Origin of the sequence: Pararhizobium arenae (assembly GCF_001931685.1) — a bacterium.
GTDB classification, from domain to species: Bacteria; Pseudomonadota; Alphaproteobacteria; order Rhizobiales; family Rhizobiaceae; genus Pararhizobium; species Pararhizobium arenae.
This window is the reverse complement of sequence record NZ_MOOY01000006.1, coordinates 25,346-43,494: the sequence shown is the minus strand read 5'-3', so window position 1 is coordinate 43,494 and position 18,149 is coordinate 25,346. Positions and strand designations below refer to the sequence as shown.

The following is an 18,149-nucleotide window of genomic DNA, read 5'->3' as shown; positions in this document are numbered from 1 at the left end:
GCTGCGTCAGGTCCCTTCGTCGGGAATGTTCAGCACATGCCCGCAGGCCTTGCAATGCACGGCGTCATAGTCATGCCGTTGCAGGCCGCATTGCGGGCAGGGAAACAAGACCTTGTGTGGCCGGACGATCGTCTGCGCCAGCCGCACGAACAGCGAGATGCCGAAGATCATGGTCACGATCGAGGTCAGCTTGCCCAGCATGCCGGGCAGAGTGATGTCGCCGAAACCCGTGGTGGTGATCGTCGCCACCGTGAAGTAGAGCGCATCGACGAACCCCTTGATCCCCGGCTCATGGTAGAAAAACGTCGTGTAGACGAAGCCGGTGACGAGAAACAGGAAGGTGACGAAATTGATCACCGCCTTGATCGTGTCTTCCCATTCGGAACAGCGCGCCCGCGCCACCAGCATCGTGAATGCCTTGCTCTGCCCCAGCGACCAGATGCGGAAGGCCCGGAGAAACGCGAAATTCGAGAGCTGCTGCGGGAAGAGCAGCGTGCCCAGCACGATGATATCCACCCATGTCATCGGCTTTAGCAGCCAGCGCCGAAGATCGCTCGCGACGAGAACGCGGGCCACCAGTTCGCAGGCGATGATGAAGGCGATGGTGTAATCGACAATCAGGTAGGAGCGGCCATCGCCGAGATAGGGGCCGAGGATGAAGAAGAAAATAATGGCGATATCGATGAGCGCCATGGCGATCTGAAAGCGGATCGCCTTCTTCGTCGTCCCGAGGTAGAGCCCGCGCAATCTCGTGCGGATCGTGTCCAGCGTCATCAGCTTCGTCCCGCATCCCGTGTTTGCCGAGATAACGGCGAAGCCCCGCTCAGGTCAAGCGCTGGCCGTCATCCTGTCGCAAGGGCTGGATTTCGTTAATCATATTTGCAGCAAGGCCGGTTTGGAACCGCGATAAAGTATGATGATTCCAACATTTTTTAACCGCGCGCCGATACGTTTCTCGCAGACTTAGGAGAGACTGATGTTTGCGCGTTTCAAAAAGGATCGTTCCGGGAATTTCGGTATGCTGACGGCGATCATGCTCGTGCCGATTTTCGGCACGGTTGGTCTCGCGCTGGATTACGGCACGGCCCTGATGTCCAAGACGCAGCTTCAGGACGCCGCTGACGCCGCGGCCCTTGCGGCGATATCCGAAAAATCCGCCGGCGTGCAGAAGGCTCTCGAAATGACCGGCGATGGGGAAGTCGCTGTCGGCGCGGAGTATGCCAAGCAGTTCTTCGCCGCCCAATCGGCCGGATATAGCGATCTGGTGCTGAACTCCGTCGATGCGAAGGTGGTCAAGAAGGACAATATCCTGACCGCCAGCGTCGAGCTGGAAGCGACCCTTTACACCACGTTCTCGCGCATCATCGGGCAGAAGCAGATCAAGATGCATGTCCGCTCCACGGCGGAATACCAGACCCAGACTTTCAGCGATTTCTACCTGCTTCTCGACAACACGCCGTCCATGGGCGTCGGCGCGACCCCGTCCGATGTCGCGAAGATGGTCGCCAGTACCTCCGACAAATGTGCGTTTGCCTGTCACATCGTCAAGAGCGGTGTGGAAGACAAGAAAAGCTACTACAATCTGGCCAAAAGCCTCGGCGTTTCCACCCGCATTAACGTGGTTGCCCAGGCAACGGCAAGCCTCAGGGACACGGCGCAGGAATCCCGTCGCAGCGCCAACCAGTATCGCATGGCCGTCTACACCTTCGGCGAAAAGGCAGAAGATACCAAGCTCCTTGAGGTCGTGTCGCTGACCTCCGACCTCGCGGACGCCAAGAAAAACGCCGGCAAGATCGAGCTGATGTCGATCCCTTATCAGGGGTACGACAACGACCAGCAGACCAACTTCGACCGCGCGCTGACCCAGATCCCGACCAAGATAGGAACCCCTGGCACCGGGCTGACATCCGCCTCGCCGGAAAAAATCCTCTATTTCGTCTCGGATGGCGTCGGTGATAGCTACAAGCCATCGACCTGCACCAAGAAAACCACCGGCGGGCGCTGCCAGGAACCCATCGATATCTCGTACTGCACGGCGTTGAAGAACAAGGGCTACAAGATCGCCGTGCTCTATACGACGTATCTGCCTTTGCCGACCAACAACTGGTACAACACATGGATCGCGCCCTTCCAGTCGCAGATCGGCTCGAACATGGAGGCCTGCGCGTCTTCCGGTCTTTATTTCGAGGTCAGCCCGACCGAAGGCATCACCGAGGCGATGGAAGCGCTCTTCAAGAAGATCATCACCTCGCCACGCCTGACGAGCTGAGCCTGCGGGTCATCTGAGATCGTCCCGCCGGAGCGGCCCGCTCACTTCGGCGTCGATTCTTCGTTTGGCGGCGACTATTCTTCTCCCCGTTTATCCCCGCATCTTAAGCCTGTGCCACCATCATCGCGTTGTGTCATCGGCTGCATCGCGAGGCGTCGCGACGAGGCGCAACCGGTATCTTGGCGGAGGAGCGACGCAAGCCTTCGTTCAGGGAGACGTCGGAATGGTTCCCCTGCTGCTTGAAAGAGAGTGGTGCGCGCCTGTGAGGCGCTAGAGGAGCGGCAACTGGCCATCTGGCCTTTCGTGCATGGCGGCTTGTCCGCATGTGTCACCCCGAAAGGGTCGCCGCCAACCGTTGGAAGAGGAACCGGGGGGCGTTGCTGGAAACCGAACGGGGCACCGGAAGGTGTCATCTTTATAATTTTCCGTGCGGCAGCTTCCGGCGCCCCGGCCTTATTGTCTTTCTCTCCGGCGTTTTTGCGCGCGGAGACGAAAATCGTGTCCGCGCGCTGGATCTGGAGATATCAAAGCTTGGCGCCGTTCAGCGGCACATAACGATAGGCGGTGCCTTCTCGCTCTGCATGGCCAAGGCCGGAATGGGCCCAGTGATAGCCGATCAGCATGGTCTTTTCTGTCGCAACCCGGTCCATCAGCTTCATCCGGTTCCGGATTGCAAGCTCCTGATCGGTATCGAAACCGAATTTCCAGCCGGGATGCTCGAAGGAAACCACACCATTGGTTGCCGCATCCGCGGTGATGATCATGCCGTCGCCACCATCCAGTTCCAGCGAGATGTGACCTGGCGTATGACCGGCCGTGTCGAGTACGCGCATACCGGTCACGATGTCGTCGCCGGCCTTCACCATCCGCACCCGATCCTTCACGGCAAGCAGGTCACGCTTGGCGCCAACAGCGAAGGCATGCAGCGGCTCAGGATACTTTTGTTCAAAATCGGGATCGGTCCAGAAAGTCCACTCGGCTTCGCCAACGATATAATCGGCATTGGGATAGCGTAGCGTGCCATCCTTCTTCACCGTCGCGCCGGTGTGGTCCGGATGGGCATGGGTGAAGACGACCTTGGTGATATCGGCCGGGTTGATCCCTGCGAGCTTCAGGTTGGTTTCCAGCATGCCGGCCGTCGCCTGGAAATTGTCGCCGGAGCCGACATCAATCAGGATCAGGTCATTGCCGGTCCGGATCAACGGAATGTTCGACGGTGTCGGCGTCGCCTCGACGGTGCCGCCCAGGCGTTTCAGGATAGCATCGCGCTCGTCCTCGCTGGCTTCCGGCATGATAATGCTGGCGGGAAGGTTGATGAAACCGTCGCTGAGGACGGTGATATCGAAGGCGCCTTGTTTGATGGACGGCGCTTCAGCGGCTAAGAGCCTTTTCGGCAGAAGCGAAAAAGCTGCAAGTGAAAGTCCGAGGCCGAGAAACCGGCGGCGGTTTTGATCGAAGAGAATCTCGGTGGCAATGGAAGCGCGGGACATGGCAGGTCTCCTTGGAGCTTGGATCCGATTGAGGGATGCTCCGACACCGGGAGGAAACGGTGCCGGAGCAGAGCCGTGGTGGTGGCGGCCGACGGCTCAGGGTTGCTTCGATCAGGACCGCGCGAGCCTAAACAGGTCGGCGTTCGACTGGTCCATGTGCCTATCGGTAATCCCGTGCGGCGCCCCGGTATAGACTGTTAGTCATGTGTTCGGCACGAATGTCGTCACGCGCCTCAACGTCTGGGATGATGCAGAAAAGTAGCCCAAAAACGAAAAGAGCGGCCCTGCGGCCGCCCCTTGAATGTCACGAAACGAATAAACGGCGATCAGGCCGCCATGTCGTCCATCTCGCGTTCCTTGAACATGCGGGCCAGGTTGAGGAAGCAGATCATGCCGTTTTCATTGGCGATGATGCCTTCCGCATAGCTCTTGTCGAAGGATGTGGTGATTTCTGGAACCGGCTGAACCTGATTGCCCTGGATGGTCAGGATATCGGAAACGCGGTCGACGACGAGGCCGATGACCATGTTGTGCACTTCGGCAACGACGATGGCGCTGCGCTCGTTGGCGGTTGTGCTCTTCATGCCCAGCTTGTGGGCGAGGTCGATGATCGGGATGACGGTGCCGCGCAGGTTCATGACGCCGATGACTTCCGGCGGAGAATGCGGGATCGGCGTCGACGGCGCCCAGCCGCGGATTTCGCGGATTGTCGTCGTGCGCACGCAGAACTCCTGATCATGCAGGCGGAACGCGATGATCTCGAGCGTTTCACCGTCAAAGCCGGCCATTTTCAAAGCAGTCGTCATCTCGTTTCCTTCCTGCGCCGTAAACCCTCACGCAGATGCAGCGCACGTTGCGCCTGGGACGTGCGGCATGAGCGTCGGAAAATGATCTGGATTGCCGGCTACATCCGGTCCGGGCGCAGTGCTTCATGCGCGATCTTCGGGATCGCTTGCGCCATAAGTGCGATTATAAAAGAAAAATCGTTAAAAAGATGCTCGCAGTTATCGGCACGTCGTATATTTGGCGAGAGGGCGGCGCACATCGAGTTTTCGTCTGTCAGAAAGGCAGAATTGACATGCGGAAAAACCAGTAATGGTGGACGTATCATCCGGGGAAGACGCGCAGCAGTCGCTTGCCGGCCGCATAGCCGCCAACATCAGGGATATGCTGATCGCGGGCGCGTTTGCGCCTGCTGAACGGCTTTCAGAACAGCAGATCGCAGGCCATTTCGGCATTTCTCGCAACACCCTGCGCGAGGTTTTCCGCCTTTTGACGAGCCAGGGTCTGCTGACCCACATTCCCAATCGCGGCGTTTTTGTCGTGGCGCCTGACGAGGCCGCCGTCATCGATATCTACCGCGTGCGGCGTGTCGTTCAAATGGGTGCCGTGCAGGCGGCAACGCCCGGCCATCCGGCGCTTGATCGTATGCGCTCGCTCGTCACACAGGCGGAGCTTGCAAAAGCTGAGGGCGACTGGCGTCAGGTCGGGACCACGAACATGGAATATCACCGCGCCATGGTTGAGCTTTGCGACAGCCCGCGGCTCAGCGCCGGCTTCGATCTCGTCCTTGCCGAGTTGCGGCTTGTGTTCGGGCAGCTCAGGGATACGGATCATCTGCATGAGCCCTACATCGCGCTGAATGCTTCCCTGCTCGACTTGCTTCGGCAGGGAGCCATCGCTGCCGCAGAAGAGCAGCTGGATGCCTACCTGCTGAGGTCGGAGCGCTCGGTACTGGCGGCCTTGCAAAGGGGGCGGAAGTAAAGGTTTCTGAGGCTCAGCATGCTCCATCCTGCCCTTCGAAAAGAAAAACCCCGGCTGCGCCGCGCAGCCAGGGTCCGGTTTTGGTCGGGGCGATCGAGATCAGGCGGTTGGCTGCTTGGTCTTGCGCAGGTAGGGCAGCACGGTGTCGAAGGAGCCGAAGCGGGTGATGGCATCTTCGTTGGAAACGGCTGCGGTGATGATGACGTCGTCGCCCTGCTGCCAGTTGGCAGGGGTCGCGACCTGATGCTTGGCGGTGAGCTGGATCGAATCGATGGCGCGCAGGATTTCGTTGAAGTTGCGGCCGGTGGTCATCGGGTAGGTGAGGATCAGCTTGATCTTCTTGTCCGGACCGATGACGTAGACGGAGCGAACCGTCGCGTTGTCGGCGGGCGTACGGCCTTCGGAGGAGGAGCCCGCATCTTCGGGCAGCATGTCATAGAGCTTGGCGACCTTCAGATCCTTGTCGCCGATCAGCGGATATTCAACGTCGAAACTGGTCGCGACCTTGATGTCCTGCTTCCACTTGGCGTGGTTCTCGACCGGATCAACCGAGATGCCGATGATCTTGACACCGCGCTTCTGGAACTCGCCTTCGAGACCCGCCATGGTGCCCAGCTCGGTCGTGCAGACCGGGGTGAAATTCTTCGGATGAGAGAACAGGACTGCCCAGCCGTCGCCGATCCAGTCATGGAACTGAATGGTGCCGTGGGTCGTGTCGGCGGTAAAGTCCGGTGCCGTCTGATTGATGCGTAAGCTCATGGGGTCGATCCTCTCTCACAATGTCGCGCCGCGGCGGGGCGGCAAACCTCAGGCGTCACTTTCGATGCTTGCGCACCCTTCTTCAAGCAAGTTTATTCCAAGATTATTCCCGGGCGCACCAAGAACTGCGAAATTTCGCCAATCCTGGGAATGGTTTACCGCCGCTCGAACGGTTCGCCGAGCGAGGCGACGCCGTTGAGCTTGAGCAGGCGGCGATCTGCGGAGATGATGCCGAGAACGATGATGGTGACGATGTAGGGCAGGCTGGAGAGGAGCTGCGAGGGCAGGTCGAGGCCGGTTGCCTGCGCTGCAAGGCTCATCAGCGACACGGCGCCGAACAGGCAGGCGCCGAGGAAGATGCGGCCCGTCAGCCATGTGCCGAAGACAACCAGCGCAATCGCGATCCAGCCACGGCCGGCGATCATGCCGTCGGCCCAGAGAGGCGTGTAGATAACCGAGGCATAGGCGCCGGCAAAACCCGCCATCATGCCGCCGAAGGCGATGGCCGCGACGCGCACCGCGATGACCGGATAGCCGATCGCGTGCGCCGCCTTCGGGTTCTCGCCGACGGCGCGGATGACGAGACCGGTCTTGGTAAAGGCGAAGGTCGCCCAGATCGCCAGCGTCGCCAAGAGCGACAGCCAGACGACGATATCCCGCTCGAACAGGCCACCGACGACAGGGATGTCGGAGAGGCCGGGAATGGCGATCTTCGGCAGGCCTTTCACCGTCAGGCTCTCATAGGTCTTGCCGAACAGGGCAGACAGGCCTTGGCCCAGGATGCCGATGGCAAGGCCGGTCGCCACCTGATTGGCGCGGAAGCCGAGCGCGACGAAGGCGAAAACCAGCGACAGCAGAGTGGCGCTGATGCCCGCGGCGATGAAGGCAAAGAAGTGGCCGCCGCCATGATAGACGACGATGAAGGCGATGACCGCGCCGAGCGCCATCAGCCCCTCGACGCCGAGATTGAGCACGCCGGCGCGCTCTGTCACCATTTCGCCGAGGGCTGCTAGCAGGAAGGGTGTCGCGGCCGCCAGCATGCCGGCCAGGATGAACTCGATGGCGTTCATGGCGTGCTCCCCTTCGCGGATGTTTGGGCGGGCCATTCAAGGCGGTAGCGCACGAAGGCGACGGCGATGAGATAGGCGAGCAGCAGGCTGCCCTGGAAGACGCGCACGGCGGCAATCGGCAGATTGGCGGAGACCATAGCGTTGTCGCCGCCGATATAGATGACCGCCATGACGACGGAGGAGATGATGATGCCGATGGGATGCAACGCGCCGAGATAGGCGACGATGATCGCGGCATAACCGTAGCCGGTGGAGATCGAGCGTTGCAACTGGCCAAGCGGTCCTGCGACTTCCGCCGCACCCGCAAGCCCTGCGGCAAAGCCGCCGATCAGCAACGACAGCCAGATCGCGCGGCTTTCCTTGAAGCCGGCATAACCGGCCGCACGCGGGGCAAGGCCGCCGACCTGCAGCTTGTAGCCCATGAAGCTCTTTTCCATGAACACCCAGGCGACGATGGACAGGGCGAGCGCGATCAGGATCGAAACATTGAGCCGCGTACCGGCAATCAGCGTCGGCACCATGGCGTCATACTGGAACATCACGGACTGCGGGAAATTGAAACCGGCCGGGTCCTTCCAGGGGCCAAGCAGCAGGTAATAAAGAAACTGCGCGGCAACGAGGCTCAGCATCAGCGAGACGAGGATTTCGTTGGCATTAAGCCGCACGCGCCAGAAGGCGGTGATCGAGGCCCAGAGCGCGCCGCCGATGGCGCCGAGCAGCAGCATGACCGGCCAGATCCAGCCGCCGGTCGCCTGCGGAAACCAGACGGGAATGGCCGAGGCGAAGATCGCGCCGAGGATGAACTGGCCTTCCGCGCCGATGTTGAACACCTTCGCGCGAAAGCCGATGGCGAGGCCCTGCGCGATCAGAAGCAGCGGGCCGGTCTTCAATAGCACTTCCGAAAAAGAGGCCCAGGAGAGGAAGGGTTCGAGGACCATGGCGTGCAGCACGGCGAGCGGATCGCGACCCATGATCATATAAAGAATAAGGTTGAGCACGATGGCGACGGCAAGTGCTGCAGGCGGTGCGATCAGCGTGGCCGCCAGAGAGGCGCGCTGGCGTCGGACAAGATGGGGCAGGGAGGCAAACAGGCTCATGCGGAGGCTTTCATGGGGCTCGCCCCGATCATGTAGCGGCCGATCTCCTCGGCCTTCGTGTCGCGGGTCACCAGCGGCTGGCTCAAGGTGCCGTGGTGCAGGACCTGGATGGTGTCCGAGAGTTCAAACAGCTCTTCCAGTTCCTCCGATATGACGAGGATGGCCATGCCTTCGTTGCGCAGCGCGATCAGCCGGCGGCGGATGGCGGAGGCTGCACCGATATCGACGCCCCATGTCGGCTGCGCCACGAACAGCAGCTTCGGCGCCAGCATGATCTCGCGACCGACGATGAACTTCTGCAGGTTGCCGCCGGAAAGCGCGCCGGCTTCGGCTTCCGGGCCGGGGGTGCGCACGTCGTAGTCGCGGATGCAGTCATTGGTGAAGGCGGTGGCGCGTGACTTGTCGACGAGGCCGCCGTTCACGAGCTTCAGGGAATGGGCGGTCAGCAGGCTGTTCATCACCAGCGACATTTCCGGAACGGCACCGCGTCCCAGCCGGTCTTCCGGCACGAAGGCGAAGCCGAGTTTGCGGCGGGCGGCGGCGGGAAGCTGACCGACGTCCTTGCCCATCATGAAGATGCGGTCGTGCTGCTCGCGGCCGAGGACAGTCTCGCCGGAAATCAGCCCGGCAAGCTCGCTCTGGCCGTTGCCGGAAATGCCGGCGATGCCGAGGATTTCGCCGGCGCGGACGCTCAGCGTGATATCCGAGAGCGGCACGGCGAAGGGATCGTCCGGCGTGTAGCTGAGGCCGATGATCTCGAGCTGCTTGTCGCCGCCTTCGGTTGCCACGGCCGGCATCGGCTCGGGCATGTCACGGCCGATCATCATGCGGGCGAGATCATGGGCGTCATGCTCGCGCGGATCGACATGGCCGGTGACGCGGCCGCCGCGCAGGATGGTGGCGCGGTCGCAGATCGCCCGGATTTCTTCCAGCTTGTGGGAGATGAAGAGGATGGAAACGCCGCCATCGCGCAGGCGTCGCAGGGTGTCGAAAAGCTTCTCGACCAGCTGCGGCGGCAGCACCGAAGTCGGCTCGTCGAGGATTAAGAGCTTGGGATTGGTCATCAGGCAGCGGATGATTTCCACCCGCTGGCGCTCCCCGACGGAGAGCGCATGCACATGCGCAAGCGGATCGACCTCAAGCCCGAAATCGCGGCCCAGCGTGCGGATGCGCTCGGTGAGCTCGGCCTTGCGACCGGGCACGACGAGGCGGATATTCTCCACCACCGTCAGGGTCTCGAACAGAGAGAAGTGCTGGAAGACCATGCCGATGCCCCGGCGCCTCGCTTCGGCGGGCGAAGCAAGGTGCAAGGGTTCTCCCTGCCAGACGGCGGTTCCGCCGTCCGGCTGTTCCACGCCGTAGATGAGTTTCATCAGCGTCGATTTGCCCGCCCCGTTTTCCCCGAGGATCGCATGGATCGAATTCTCGGCCACATCAAGGTCAATCTCCTGATTGGCCTTGATCGGTCCGTAGCTCTTGGAAATGCCGCGCAGCGACAGGAGCGGGGTGGTCATATCGGCTTACTTCGGCAGCGGTGTTGCTACACCCTTGACGTGCCAGTCCATGGCAACGATCTCGGCATCGGCCATGGTCACGCCGGCAGCCACGCCTTCCGAACCGTCAGCCTTGGTGAGCGGGCCGGTGAAGGGCGAGAAGCTGCCGTCTGCGATCTTGGCTTCCAGTTCCTTGATCTTGGTCATGGTCTCGGCCGGGATAGCCGGGTTCCAGTCGGTGACCTCGACAACCTTGTCGGCAACGCCGAGGAAGGCGTTCGCGCCCTTGAAGGTGCCGGCGAGGTGATCTTCGACCGAAGCCTTGAAGAAGGGCGACCAGTCGGTGGCGACGCAGCCGAGATAGGTCTTCTCGGCGTACTTCTTCATCGAGGAATTGAGGTTGAAGGAATAGACGCCGGCTTCCTCGCACGCGGAGATGACGGATGGCGTGTCCTGCGCGTTGGAGAAGATCACGTCACAATTCTGGGCGATCAGCGCCTTGGCGGCTTCCTGCTCCGTGGCCGGGTCGAACCAGGAGTTGACCCAGACGACCGAGACTTCGATGTTCGGGTTGACGGTCTGGGCGCCGAGCGTAAACGCATTGATCGAGGTGATCAGTTCCGGGATGGCAAAGGCCGAGACGGAGCCAAGCTTGCCGGTCTTGGAAAGAGCGGCGGCGGCCATGCCGAGCAGGTAGGTGCCCTGGAAATACTTGGCGGCAAAAGGCGAGAAGTTCGGCGCGACCTGGAAGCCGGAAGCGTGAAGGACCGTAACGCTCGGGTCGCGGCGGGCGATCTGCAGCGCGCCGTTCTGGTAGCCGAAGGAGCCGGCGATCAGGAACTTGTTACCGTCGGCGACGGTCTTGTTCATGATGCGGTCTGCATCCGGGCCTTCCGGAATGTTTTCGAGGATGGTGACTTTCACCTTGTCGCCATAGGCGGCCTTGATCGGCTCGAGGCCGGCGGCAAGCGCATGGCCCCAGCCCACATCGCCGATCGGCGAGGGAATGACGAGGGCAATGCCCAAAGGCTCGTCGGCGGCGAAGGCCATGCGGCTGCCGAGCGCGCCGGCAAGGCCGGTGGCGGCTGCGGCCTTCATCAGGGTTCTACGGGTAATGTTGGTCATGTTCTTATTCCCTCTGTTGGTTTTTATGAGAAATTCACGGTGGCGAGCGCCGCCTCGGCGTTGGCGGCAAGCTTGGCTTCGTCGAGGCCCGGAAACGCGCCGTCCTGCCAGACGATGCGGCCATTGATCATGGTCATGTCGGTCGCCATGCCGATGCCGACGCGCGGGATGAGGCTCAGGGGATCGTGCCGCGTGCCGACATAATCCATGCGGCGGGTGTTGATGGCAAACAGGTCCGCCGCCATGCCGGGGGCGAGACGGCCGATATCGCTACGGCCGAGCAGGCTCGCGCCGCCCGTCGTGCCGTAGCCAAGGAAATCGACCGGGGGCGGAACGGGATGCCTGCGGGTGGAGGCGACGAGGCATTGCAGCATGTAAGCCGAATGCAGGCAGTGCATCAGGTTCGAGTTGTCGTTGGAGGCCGCACCATCGCAGCCGAGACCGACGCGCACGCCGAGCGCGGCCATGGCCGGAATATCGGTGACTTCGGCGCCGACGAGATAGACCGGTTCCGGGCAATGGGCGACGCCCGTGCCGCTCGCCGCCATTGTCCGCAGCTCATCATGGGTCAGTTCCCAGCAATGGGCGTAGAAGGCGTCAGGACCGGCAAAGCCGAGTTCTTCGAGATAATCGACGGTGCGCTTGCCGTGGCGGGCGAGAATGACCGGGCTTTCGCCTTCGCCGACATGGGTGTGCATCAGCACGCCCTTGTCCCGCGCTAGTGCGACGGATTCCACGAAGGTCTCGCGGTAGCAGTTCACCGGCTGGCAGGGCGCGACGACGACCTGGCGCATGCTGAAGGGGCTGGTGTCGTGATAGGTGTCGATCAGGCGGGCGCAATCGGCGATGAACTCGTCCGTCGTTTCCAGCATCTCGTCGGGGATGGTGGAGCCTTCCGACTTCGGCAGCGTATTGCCGCCGCGACCGGCGTGGAAACGTATGCCGAGCAGGTCAGCCGCCTCGAACTGGCGGTCGATCAGCCGCTTTCCGGCATGGCGCGGGAAATTATACTGGTGATCGAAGGCGGTGGTGCAGCCGTGCTTGATCTGCTCGGCCATGGCGGTGACGGAGGAATGATAGAAGCATTCCTCGTTGAGTTGCGAGAAGATCGGATAGATCTTGTCCAGCCACTCGATGACCGAAAGTTTGGTCCAGTCGAGATCGGCGCGGTTGCGCACGAAGCACTGGAAGAAGTGGTGGTGGGTGTTGACGAGGCCGGGATAGACAAACCACCCGGTCGCATCCTGAACCGTGACGCCCACTGGCGCGACGAGGTTTTCGCCGATCGCCTTGATGGCCGGGCCATCGGTCAGCAGATCGACGTTGCGCTTGACGATCGGCCCCTTGCCTTCGTCGACGACCACGGCCGCGCAGTTTTTCAGGAGGTATCCGCTCATGCCTTGCTTTCCTCGACCGTTGGTTCGGCCTTCAGTTCATGCAGCCGGTGAATGCCCGGCATTTCGATAAAGCCGTCGAGCGAACGCAGTGCCCGCGACCACAGGCGGATTGCCGGATAAGGATCGAGCGAAACCCCGCCATCCGGCGCCAGCGCCACGTAGGGGAAGCAGGCGATATCGGCGACCGTCGGCCGATCTGCCGCAAGGAAACGTTCGCCGCGCAGGTTCTGCTCGACGAGACCGGCTTCGAGTTCGCGAAGGGCGGCGATGCCCTGGGCCTGCAGCGCGCCGATATCTCCGGGGCGCAGCAGCATTTCGTGCAGCCGCGCGCCGCCGAGATTTGCCGTCAGCCGGCCGGAGAAGGACAGCCATTGCTGCACCCTTGCGGCCTCTTCCGGCTTCGTGCCTGCCAGCCATTCAGGGGCGGCCTGTGCCGCGAGATAGACGAGTATTGCCGAGGATTCGGTGAGGATCAGATCACCCTCTTCGAGGATCGGGATCGAGCCTGCCGGATTGAGCGCCAGCAGTTCAGGGCTACGATGCTCAAGGCCGGGGTGGAAATCGACGGGGCGGAGGTCTAGCTTCACGCCGGTCAGCGCCGCCATCAGGCGAACCTTGTAGCAGCTGGGCGAGAGGATGTAGTCGTAGAGCTTCATTATTGGGCCACCAGCTGCGCACCGTAGGTATAGTTGTGGCGCTTCAGCCAGCGACGATAGGCAATAGAGGTCAGGTCCGCCCGTGTGGGAATTTCCATGCCGGGATCGAGCGGCAGCAGGCGGGGGATCTGGTTTTCCAGGATCGAGCGGTCCTGCAGGAAGATCGTCTGCTGGAAATGGATGAGATCGGTCATCGACGTTTCGTCATCGAACAGCGCCATCCACGGCCAGACGTCACAAAGCTCCTCAGTCAGCGGCTGCACGAAGAGGGTGATCACATCCCATTCGCTGGGACGCGGCGGGCAAGTCTTGTAGAGAACCGTGCAGGTCGGGGCGGCGACGCGGTACATATATTCCGTGGTGATGCCGCCGCTTGCGGATTTCGCCGCCTGCGGCTGGTAAAATTTCACCTGCGTTGCCCAGACCTCATCCACGTCCTCGCGGATTTCCACCTTGTAGTTCTGCACTTCGGTATGGGGCTCGGCGCCGAGGATATCGGTGTGAACGAAGGGGAAATGGGCGACATCGAGGAAATTTTCGACCGCGCGCAGCGGCGAGCAGCGCACGCGGACAACGCCGACATCGACGAAGCGGCGGCCGGGCTGGTCTGCCTCGGGGATCGGGAACAGGTCTTTCTTCGGCTCACCGAGCGAGGTCCAGACATGGCCGTAGCGCATCTTGACCGGCAGCAAGCGGCCATTGCCGCCCGTCACTTTCGCCTGACCATTGGCATCCTTGGCAACGACAATCGGCTCGCCCATCAGCATGGTGTTGCGGCCAGCCGCATCAAGCTGGGCGGCGATGCCGACCGGATACCATTCGTCGATCATGGCTTGAACGCTCATGCTGCGTTCTCCTTCTGAACAGCCTCGGCGGCCCGGCGCAGGCTTTCCGCAGCGCGCGACGCGCCGATACGGGCCTCTGCGCTCGCCGCGCCCGTCACGAGCACATGGATCAGTGTCTGCCCATCATCGCGGGTAGACACGAGAAGACAGAGCGTGTCACCGACCGGCACGACAAGCCCTTCGGCGCTTGCCTTGGCGCCGGCAGCGGCCTCAATTGCGGCAATGCCGGCCGTCGTTGTCATCGAGCGAAGGGGTGCCAGGCCTTCAAACGCAGGCGGGGCCGTCGTGGCTTCATCGGTGGCCACCCAGATCACGCCGCCCACTTCCTCAACTGTAAAGGTCTTGGCGCGAATGGTTTCCGGCGGTTCCAGGCCGGGATGGGCGGGGATGCGAATGCATTGTCCGCTCCGGGCGTAGCTCCAGCCATGATAGATGCAGGACAGGTTTTCGCCGCGCACGAAGCCGTGCGATAGGCTCATGCCGCGATGGGGACAGCGATCAGCGGATGCGGAGAGGCGCCCGCTTTCGCTGCGCCAGAGGGCGATCGAGCCGGCAGGAATACGCGCCGGAATAACGGTTCCCACCGGCAGATCGGCGGAAAGCGCGACTGGCGTCCAAGGGCCGGTCGTAAGGGTATGCATGGGTAAGCTCTCTGAACAATTTCAACGTTTTGCCGGTTAAAGATGGGCCACTTGAAGTGTTGTCCGTCTGTTCAGCGAAATGCACGTTTGCATAAATATTCCGCAATGGCAACGATGATTAAATAAGTTGCACATATTCAGGACTGGGAATAACCGCATAGGATGAAGATGCTCAGCGTGCTTCAATCTTCGCGCGTTCAATGGTCTCCACCCAGACATCGATCGGGCCAAGCGAGCAGCCCATTTCCATCATGTCGATCAGCTCTACGGGACCTGCAAGCTCAAGCTCGATGCGCTCGGCATCAGCATGGGAAATTTCCTGTGAAAGGCCAAGCTTGGCGGCATGGCGGCGGATCCAGGGCAGGAAGGATGCGGCATCGAGCTCGCCCGTGATCGTCATGCGCTCGTGAAAATTGCCCTGCTGGTGTTCCGTCATGTCCGCACTTTCCTGTCTTGCGCCCATCTTTGAGCGTGACGGCACGGCTTCGTCAAGCTGACGATTTTCACTCAGCCACTGGCGCTCTGTGGAGAAATCTTGCCGTCATTGGCCGGCTCGCGTGGATCGTGGCCGCGCGGCTTGCCGTAGAGGCCGATATTGGCATCACCCCACACCTTCAGCGAGAGCAGGATAGGCTCCATGCTGCGGCCGAGCGGGGAGAGGGTGTATTCCACCTTGGGCGGCACCTGCGCGTAGACTTTGCGCTCGATCAGCCCATCGTCTTCCAGTTCTCTGAGTTGGTTCGTCAGCATGCGCGGTGTGACGCTGCCGAGATGGCGGCGGATTTCGTTGAAGCGCAGCGTGCCGTCGAGAAGATGAAACAGCACCACCGATTTCCACTTGCCGTCGATCAGCCCGATGGCGGCTTCCACGGCGCAGCCGGGGCTGCAGTCGAAACGGGAGTAGCGCGCCTTGGCCATAACAGTATCCTTTTTACACTATAGGCGGTTCTTGTGCGTATTGCTTAAAATGATTATAAGCGCAAATTAGGCTCCATATCAACGCGACGAAGGAAGAGCCATGAAAGCCATTGGTTACGCATCTGCCGGCCCGATCGATAGGGACGATGCCCTCTTGGATATCGAGCTGCCGCGCCCGGTTGCGGCGGGGCGCGATCTGCTGGTCGAGGTCAAGGCGATCTCGGTCAATCCGGTCGATACCAAGATCCGAAAGAATGTCTCGCCTGTTGAGGGCGAGTGGAAGGTGCTCGGCTGGGATGCTGTCGGCAAGGTCGTGGAGGTCGGTCCGGACGTCACCCAGTTCAAACCGGGCGACAAGGTGTTTTATGCGGGCTCGCTGATCCGGCCCGGCGCCAACAGCCAGTTCCATCTCGTCGACGAGCGTATCGTCGGGAAAAAGCCGAAGAGCCTCGGCAATGCCGAAGCTGCCGCCCTGCCGCTGACCTCGATCACCGCATGGGAAATGCTGTTCGACCGGCTGGATGTGAAAAAGCCGGTGCCGGGAGCTGCCAATGCGATCCTGATCATCGGTGGTTCCGGCGGTGTCGGCTCGATTGCGATCCAGCTTGCCCGGGCGCTCACCGACCTCACCGTCATCGCCACCGCGTCCCGGCCGGAGACGCAGGCCTGGGTGAAGGAACTCGGCGCCCACCACGTAATCGATCATTCGAAGCCGCTGGCGGCGGAAGTCGCGGCACTTGGGATCGGCGCGCCTGCCTTTGTCTTCTCGACCACCGAAACGCACCAGCACCTGAAGGAGATCATTGAATTGATCGCGCCGCAGGGGCGTTTCGGCCTGATCGACGATCCGGCGACGCTCGACGTCATGGGTTTCAAGCGCAAGTCGGTTTCCACCCATTGGGAGCTGATGTTCACAAGGCCCATCTTCGAAACGCCGGATATGGACGAGCAGGGCAAGCTCCTGAACGCCGTTGCCGACTTGATCGATGCCGGCAAAATCCGATCGACCGTGACGGAAACGCTGTCTCCGATCAATGCCGCCAATCTGAAGAAGGCGCATGCGGTGATCGAAAGCGGCAAGGCCAAAGGCAAGATGGTGCTCGAAGGGTTTTAAGCGGCATCAAACACCGGGGTTGGAAGACGCATCTCGCCTGTATCGACAATCCGGCGGTTGCGTCGGCTTGTTCGGGAAGGTTATCCTTTCCGGACGGAGCCCTGCTTGGAGAAGAGTGTTGAATACGTCGAAAATCCAGAGGGCCAGTTTCATCACGCTGGTCGTGCTCGTCTCCATCGCTTTTTTTGCTCTCGTTCTGCCGTTTTACGGAGCGATCCTGTGGGCGGTCATTCTCGCGATCCTCTTCAATCCGTTGCAAGGCAGGCTCACGACGCCGTTTGGTGAGCGGCGTGGTCTGGCGGCGGGTGCGAGCACGCTGATCTGCGTCTTCATCGTGGTCATTCCCGTCTCGCTGCTTCTGGCGTCGCTGACGCGGGAGGCAAGCGGCCTCGTCACGCGCCTCAGCAACCGCGAATTCGATCCCGCCGCTGTTCTGGCGCAAGGACGCGATATGTTGCCGGGCTTCGTGCTGGACGCCTTGGCGGCCCTCAATCTGGCCGAATTTTCGGAAATCCAGGCGCGGCTCACATCCTTAATCGGGCAGGTCAGCCAGATGATCGCGAGCAGGGCGCTGTCGATCGGCCAGAACACGGCGCAACTGCTGATCAGCCTCGGGGTTATGATCTATCTGTTGTTTTTCCTGTTTCGTGACGGGCCGCAACTGGTCGCGACGCTGCGCACCTCAAGCCCGCTCAACCGCAGCCACACGGATCATCTGATCCGGCAGTTTTCCTCGGTCGTTTCGGCGACGGTGAAGGGCAACGTCATCATCGCCGTGCTGCAGGGCACTATCGGTGGCATTGCCTTCTGGCTGCTCGGCATCCAGGCGGCCTTACTCTGGGGCGCTCTGATGGCGGTGCTGTCGCTTCTGCCCGCGGTGGGGGCCTTCCTCGTCTGGGGACCGACGGCTGCGACGCTGCTTATTGCCGGCAGCTATATCAAGGGGGGCATTCTGATCGTTGTCGGCGTCTTCGTGATCGGCATGATCGACAATCTGCTCCGCCCGCCTCTGGTGGGCGCCGCAACGCGGATGCCGGACTGGCTGGTGCTGATTTCGACGCTTGGCGGCATTTCGGCAATTGGCATGAACGGCTTTGTCGTCGGTCCATTGGTGGCCGCTCTGTTTCTGGCGGTCTGGTCGCTGTTTTCCCTGTCGCGCACGCAGCCCACCGGAGAGACGTGGCTGGTGCCGGAACCAAGAAATGCCATGCCGGCAGAAAAAGCACGGTAGCGATTTCCTGAAAACTGCGTCAGAAAGGGTGCCCGGCCGCGTGCCGGTGCGCCAAGTATGGGAGGAACCAAGATCGCATGAACGACAACGTCATCAAGTTTCAGCGCCCCAAGCCGCAGAAAGAGCCGCCGAAACTCAGCCCCAAGGGGCGCAAGGTCCTGATCTGGCTTGCCGTGATCGCTGCCGTCGTGCTTGTCTGGGCCTATTACCAGTTCGTTTCGCCGCCTGCGGTCTGAGTGGGCGTGATGTGGCCGCATGGCTGCGGCCACAAGGGGTTGTT

Annotated in this window: 19 protein-coding genes; 5 read left to right on the top strand and 14 right to left on the bottom strand. The window is 61.5% G+C overall.

Features of this window, described 5'->3' with window-relative positions:
• Positions 1–6: 6 nt before the first annotated feature.
• Positions 7–774 (bottom strand): potassium channel family protein, encoded by a 768-nt coding sequence (locus BLX89_RS14285; RefSeq protein WP_075291599.1) that lies wholly within the window; start codon positions 772–774, stop codon positions 7–9.
• A 202-nt stretch (positions 775–976) separates the two neighbouring features.
• On the opposite strand from BLX89_RS14285, the gene BLX89_RS14280 reads away from it, so the two are divergent.
• A complete protein-coding gene (locus tag BLX89_RS14280) occupies positions 977–2,269 on the top strand; it encodes a TadE/TadG family type IV pilus assembly protein (RefSeq protein WP_075291598.1) in 1,293 nt (430 codons plus the stop codon).
• Positions 2,270–2,793: 524 nt separating this feature from the next.
• Here BLX89_RS14280 and BLX89_RS14275 read toward each other — a convergent pair.
• Both BLX89_RS14275 and BLX89_RS14270 read right to left on the bottom strand, forming a co-directional pair.
• Positions 2,794–3,759 (bottom strand): MBL fold metallo-hydrolase, encoded by a 966-nt coding sequence (locus BLX89_RS14275; RefSeq protein ID WP_075291597.1) that lies wholly within the window; start codon positions 3,757–3,759, stop codon positions 2,794–2,796.
• Positions 3,760–4,085: 326 nt separating this feature from the next.
• Positions 4,086–4,565, bottom strand: coding sequence for a chemotaxis protein CheW (locus BLX89_RS14270; protein WP_075291596.1), 480 nt, complete (start codon positions 4,563–4,565; stop codon positions 4,086–4,088).
• Positions 4,566–4,854: 289 nt separating this feature from the next.
• Here BLX89_RS14270 and BLX89_RS14265 point away from each other — a divergent pair, with 289 nt between their 5' ends.
• A complete protein-coding gene (locus BLX89_RS14265; RefSeq protein WP_075291595.1) occupies positions 4,855–5,523 on the top strand; it encodes a GntR family transcriptional regulator in 669 nt (222 codons plus the stop codon).
• A gap of 99 nt (positions 5,524–5,622) precedes the next feature.
• On the opposite strand, the gene BLX89_RS14260 is transcribed toward BLX89_RS14265, so the two are convergent.
• The 11 genes from BLX89_RS14260 to BLX89_RS14210 form a co-directional block, all read right to left on the bottom strand.
• On the bottom strand, positions 5,623–6,282 hold the full coding sequence (locus BLX89_RS14260; RefSeq protein WP_075291594.1) for a peroxiredoxin: 660 nt from the start codon (positions 6,280–6,282) through the stop codon (positions 5,623–5,625).
• Positions 6,283–6,437: 155 nt separating this feature from the next.
• Positions 6,438–7,352, bottom strand: a complete 915-nt coding sequence (locus BLX89_RS14255; RefSeq protein ID WP_075291593.1) for an ABC transporter permease — start codon at positions 7,350–7,352, stop codon at positions 6,438–6,440.
• On the bottom strand, positions 7,349–8,449 hold the full coding sequence (locus BLX89_RS14250; RefSeq protein WP_075291592.1) for an ABC transporter permease: 1,101 nt from the start codon (positions 8,447–8,449) through the stop codon (positions 7,349–7,351). The genes BLX89_RS14255 and BLX89_RS14250 overlap by 4 nt, the downstream gene beginning before the upstream one ends.
• Positions 8,446–9,963: an ABC transporter ATP-binding protein gene (locus BLX89_RS14245; protein WP_075291591.1), complete on the bottom strand. Its 1,518-nt coding sequence runs from the start codon at positions 9,961–9,963 to the stop codon at positions 8,446–8,448. The genes BLX89_RS14250 and BLX89_RS14245 overlap by 4 nt, the downstream gene beginning before the upstream one ends.
• Before the next feature lie 6 nt (positions 9,964–9,969).
• A complete protein-coding gene (locus tag BLX89_RS14240) occupies positions 9,970–11,067 on the bottom strand; it encodes a BMP family ABC transporter substrate-binding protein (RefSeq protein WP_075291590.1) in 1,098 nt (365 codons plus the stop codon).
• Between the two features lie 23 nt (positions 11,068–11,090).
• Complete coding sequence (locus tag BLX89_RS14235; protein WP_075291589.1) at positions 11,091–12,464, bottom strand: amidohydrolase; 1,374 nt, start codon at positions 12,462–12,464, stop codon at positions 11,091–11,093.
• Positions 12,461–13,120 carry a glutathione S-transferase family protein gene (locus tag BLX89_RS14230; protein WP_075291588.1) on the bottom strand — a complete coding sequence of 220 codons (660 nt, stop codon included), beginning with the start codon at positions 13,118–13,120 and terminating at the stop codon, positions 12,461–12,463. Before BLX89_RS14230 ends, BLX89_RS14235 begins: the two co-directional genes overlap by 4 nt.
• On the bottom strand, positions 13,120–13,965 hold the full coding sequence (locus tag BLX89_RS14225; protein WP_075291587.1) for an aromatic ring-hydroxylating oxygenase subunit alpha: 846 nt from the start codon (positions 13,963–13,965) through the stop codon (positions 13,120–13,122). Before BLX89_RS14225 ends, BLX89_RS14230 begins: the two co-directional genes overlap by 1 nt.
• Positions 13,962–14,606, bottom strand: a complete 645-nt coding sequence (locus BLX89_RS14220) for a Rieske (2Fe-2S) protein (RefSeq protein ID WP_075291586.1) — start codon at positions 14,604–14,606, stop codon at positions 13,962–13,964. The genes BLX89_RS14225 and BLX89_RS14220 overlap by 4 nt, the downstream gene beginning before the upstream one ends.
• Before the next feature lie 172 nt (positions 14,607–14,778).
• Positions 14,779–15,042, bottom strand: a complete 264-nt coding sequence (locus BLX89_RS14215; RefSeq protein WP_075291585.1) for an acylphosphatase — start codon at positions 15,040–15,042, stop codon at positions 14,779–14,781.
• Positions 15,043–15,113: 71 nt separating this feature from the next.
• Positions 15,114–15,524, bottom strand: a complete 411-nt coding sequence (locus BLX89_RS14210; protein WP_075291584.1) for a winged helix-turn-helix transcriptional regulator — start codon at positions 15,522–15,524, stop codon at positions 15,114–15,116.
• 100 nt (positions 15,525–15,624) lie between these two features.
• Here BLX89_RS14210 and BLX89_RS14205 point away from each other — a divergent pair, with 100 nt between their 5' ends.
• From BLX89_RS14205 to BLX89_RS24805, 3 genes are all read left to right on the top strand, one after another.
• Entirely contained in the window at positions 15,625–16,638 is a 1,014-nt protein-coding gene (locus BLX89_RS14205) for a zinc-binding alcohol dehydrogenase family protein (RefSeq protein ID WP_075291583.1), read from the top strand.
• 118 nt (positions 16,639–16,756) lie between these two features.
• Positions 16,757–17,869, top strand: coding sequence for an AI-2E family transporter (locus BLX89_RS14200; RefSeq protein ID WP_075291582.1), 1,113 nt, complete (start codon positions 16,757–16,759; stop codon positions 17,867–17,869).
• A 77-nt stretch (positions 17,870–17,946) separates the two neighbouring features.
• Entirely contained in the window at positions 17,947–18,105 is a 159-nt protein-coding gene (locus BLX89_RS24805) for a hypothetical protein (protein WP_198935151.1), read from the top strand.
• The last annotated feature ends 44 nt before the right edge of the window (positions 18,106–18,149 follow it).

What these genes read in the sequence shown, in the direction of transcription:
- BLX89_RS14265 (WP_075291595.1), top strand. Translation starts at nt 4,855, where the DNA reads ATGGTGGACGTATCATCCGGGGAAGACGCGCAGCAGTCGCTTGCCGGC.
- BLX89_RS14280 (WP_075291598.1), top strand. Translation starts at nt 977, where the DNA reads ATGTTTGCGCGTTTCAAAAAGGATCGTTCCGGGAATTTCGGTATGCTG.
- BLX89_RS14270 (WP_075291596.1), bottom strand. Translation starts at nt 4,565, where the DNA reads ATGACGACTGCTTTGAAAATGGCCGGCTTTGACGGTGAAACGCTCGAG.
- BLX89_RS14210 (WP_075291584.1), bottom strand. Translation starts at nt 15,524, where the DNA reads ATGGCCAAGGCGCGCTACTCCCGTTTCGACTGCAGCCCCGGCTGCGCC.
- BLX89_RS14245 (WP_075291591.1), bottom strand. Translation starts at nt 9,963, where the DNA reads ATGACCACCCCGCTCCTGTCGCTGCGCGGCATTTCCAAGAGCTACGGA.
- BLX89_RS24805 (WP_198935151.1), top strand. Translation starts at nt 17,947, where the DNA reads ATGAACGACAACGTCATCAAGTTTCAGCGCCCCAAGCCGCAGAAAGAG.
- BLX89_RS14230 (WP_075291588.1), bottom strand. Translation starts at nt 13,120, where the DNA reads ATGAAGCTCTACGACTACATCCTCTCGCCCAGCTGCTACAAGGTTCGC.
- BLX89_RS14205 (WP_075291583.1), top strand. Translation starts at nt 15,625, where the DNA reads ATGAAAGCCATTGGTTACGCATCTGCCGGCCCGATCGATAGGGACGAT.
- BLX89_RS14255 (WP_075291593.1), bottom strand. Translation starts at nt 7,352, where the DNA reads ATGAACGCCATCGAGTTCATCCTGGCCGGCATGCTGGCGGCCGCGACA.
- BLX89_RS14235 (WP_075291589.1), bottom strand. Translation starts at nt 12,464, where the DNA reads ATGAGCGGATACCTCCTGAAAAACTGCGCGGCCGTGGTCGTCGACGAA.
- BLX89_RS14240 (WP_075291590.1), bottom strand. Translation starts at nt 11,067, where the DNA reads ATGACCAACATTACCCGTAGAACCCTGATGAAGGCCGCAGCCGCCACC.
- BLX89_RS14275 (WP_075291597.1), bottom strand. Translation starts at nt 3,759, where the DNA reads ATGTCCCGCGCTTCCATTGCCACCGAGATTCTCTTCGATCAAAACCGC.
- BLX89_RS14285 (WP_075291599.1), bottom strand. Translation starts at nt 774, where the DNA reads ATGACGCTGGACACGATCCGCACGAGATTGCGCGGGCTCTACCTCGGG.
- BLX89_RS14260 (WP_075291594.1), bottom strand. Translation starts at nt 6,282, where the DNA reads ATGAGCTTACGCATCAATCAGACGGCACCGGACTTTACCGCCGACACG.
- BLX89_RS14215 (WP_075291585.1), bottom strand. Translation starts at nt 15,042, where the DNA reads ATGACGGAACACCAGCAGGGCAATTTTCACGAGCGCATGACGATCACG.
- BLX89_RS14220 (WP_075291586.1), bottom strand. Translation starts at nt 14,606, where the DNA reads ATGCATACCCTTACGACCGGCCCTTGGACGCCAGTCGCGCTTTCCGCC.
- BLX89_RS14250 (WP_075291592.1), bottom strand. Translation starts at nt 8,449, where the DNA reads ATGAGCCTGTTTGCCTCCCTGCCCCATCTTGTCCGACGCCAGCGCGCC.
- BLX89_RS14225 (WP_075291587.1), bottom strand. Translation starts at nt 13,965, where the DNA reads ATGAGCGTTCAAGCCATGATCGACGAATGGTATCCGGTCGGCATCGCC.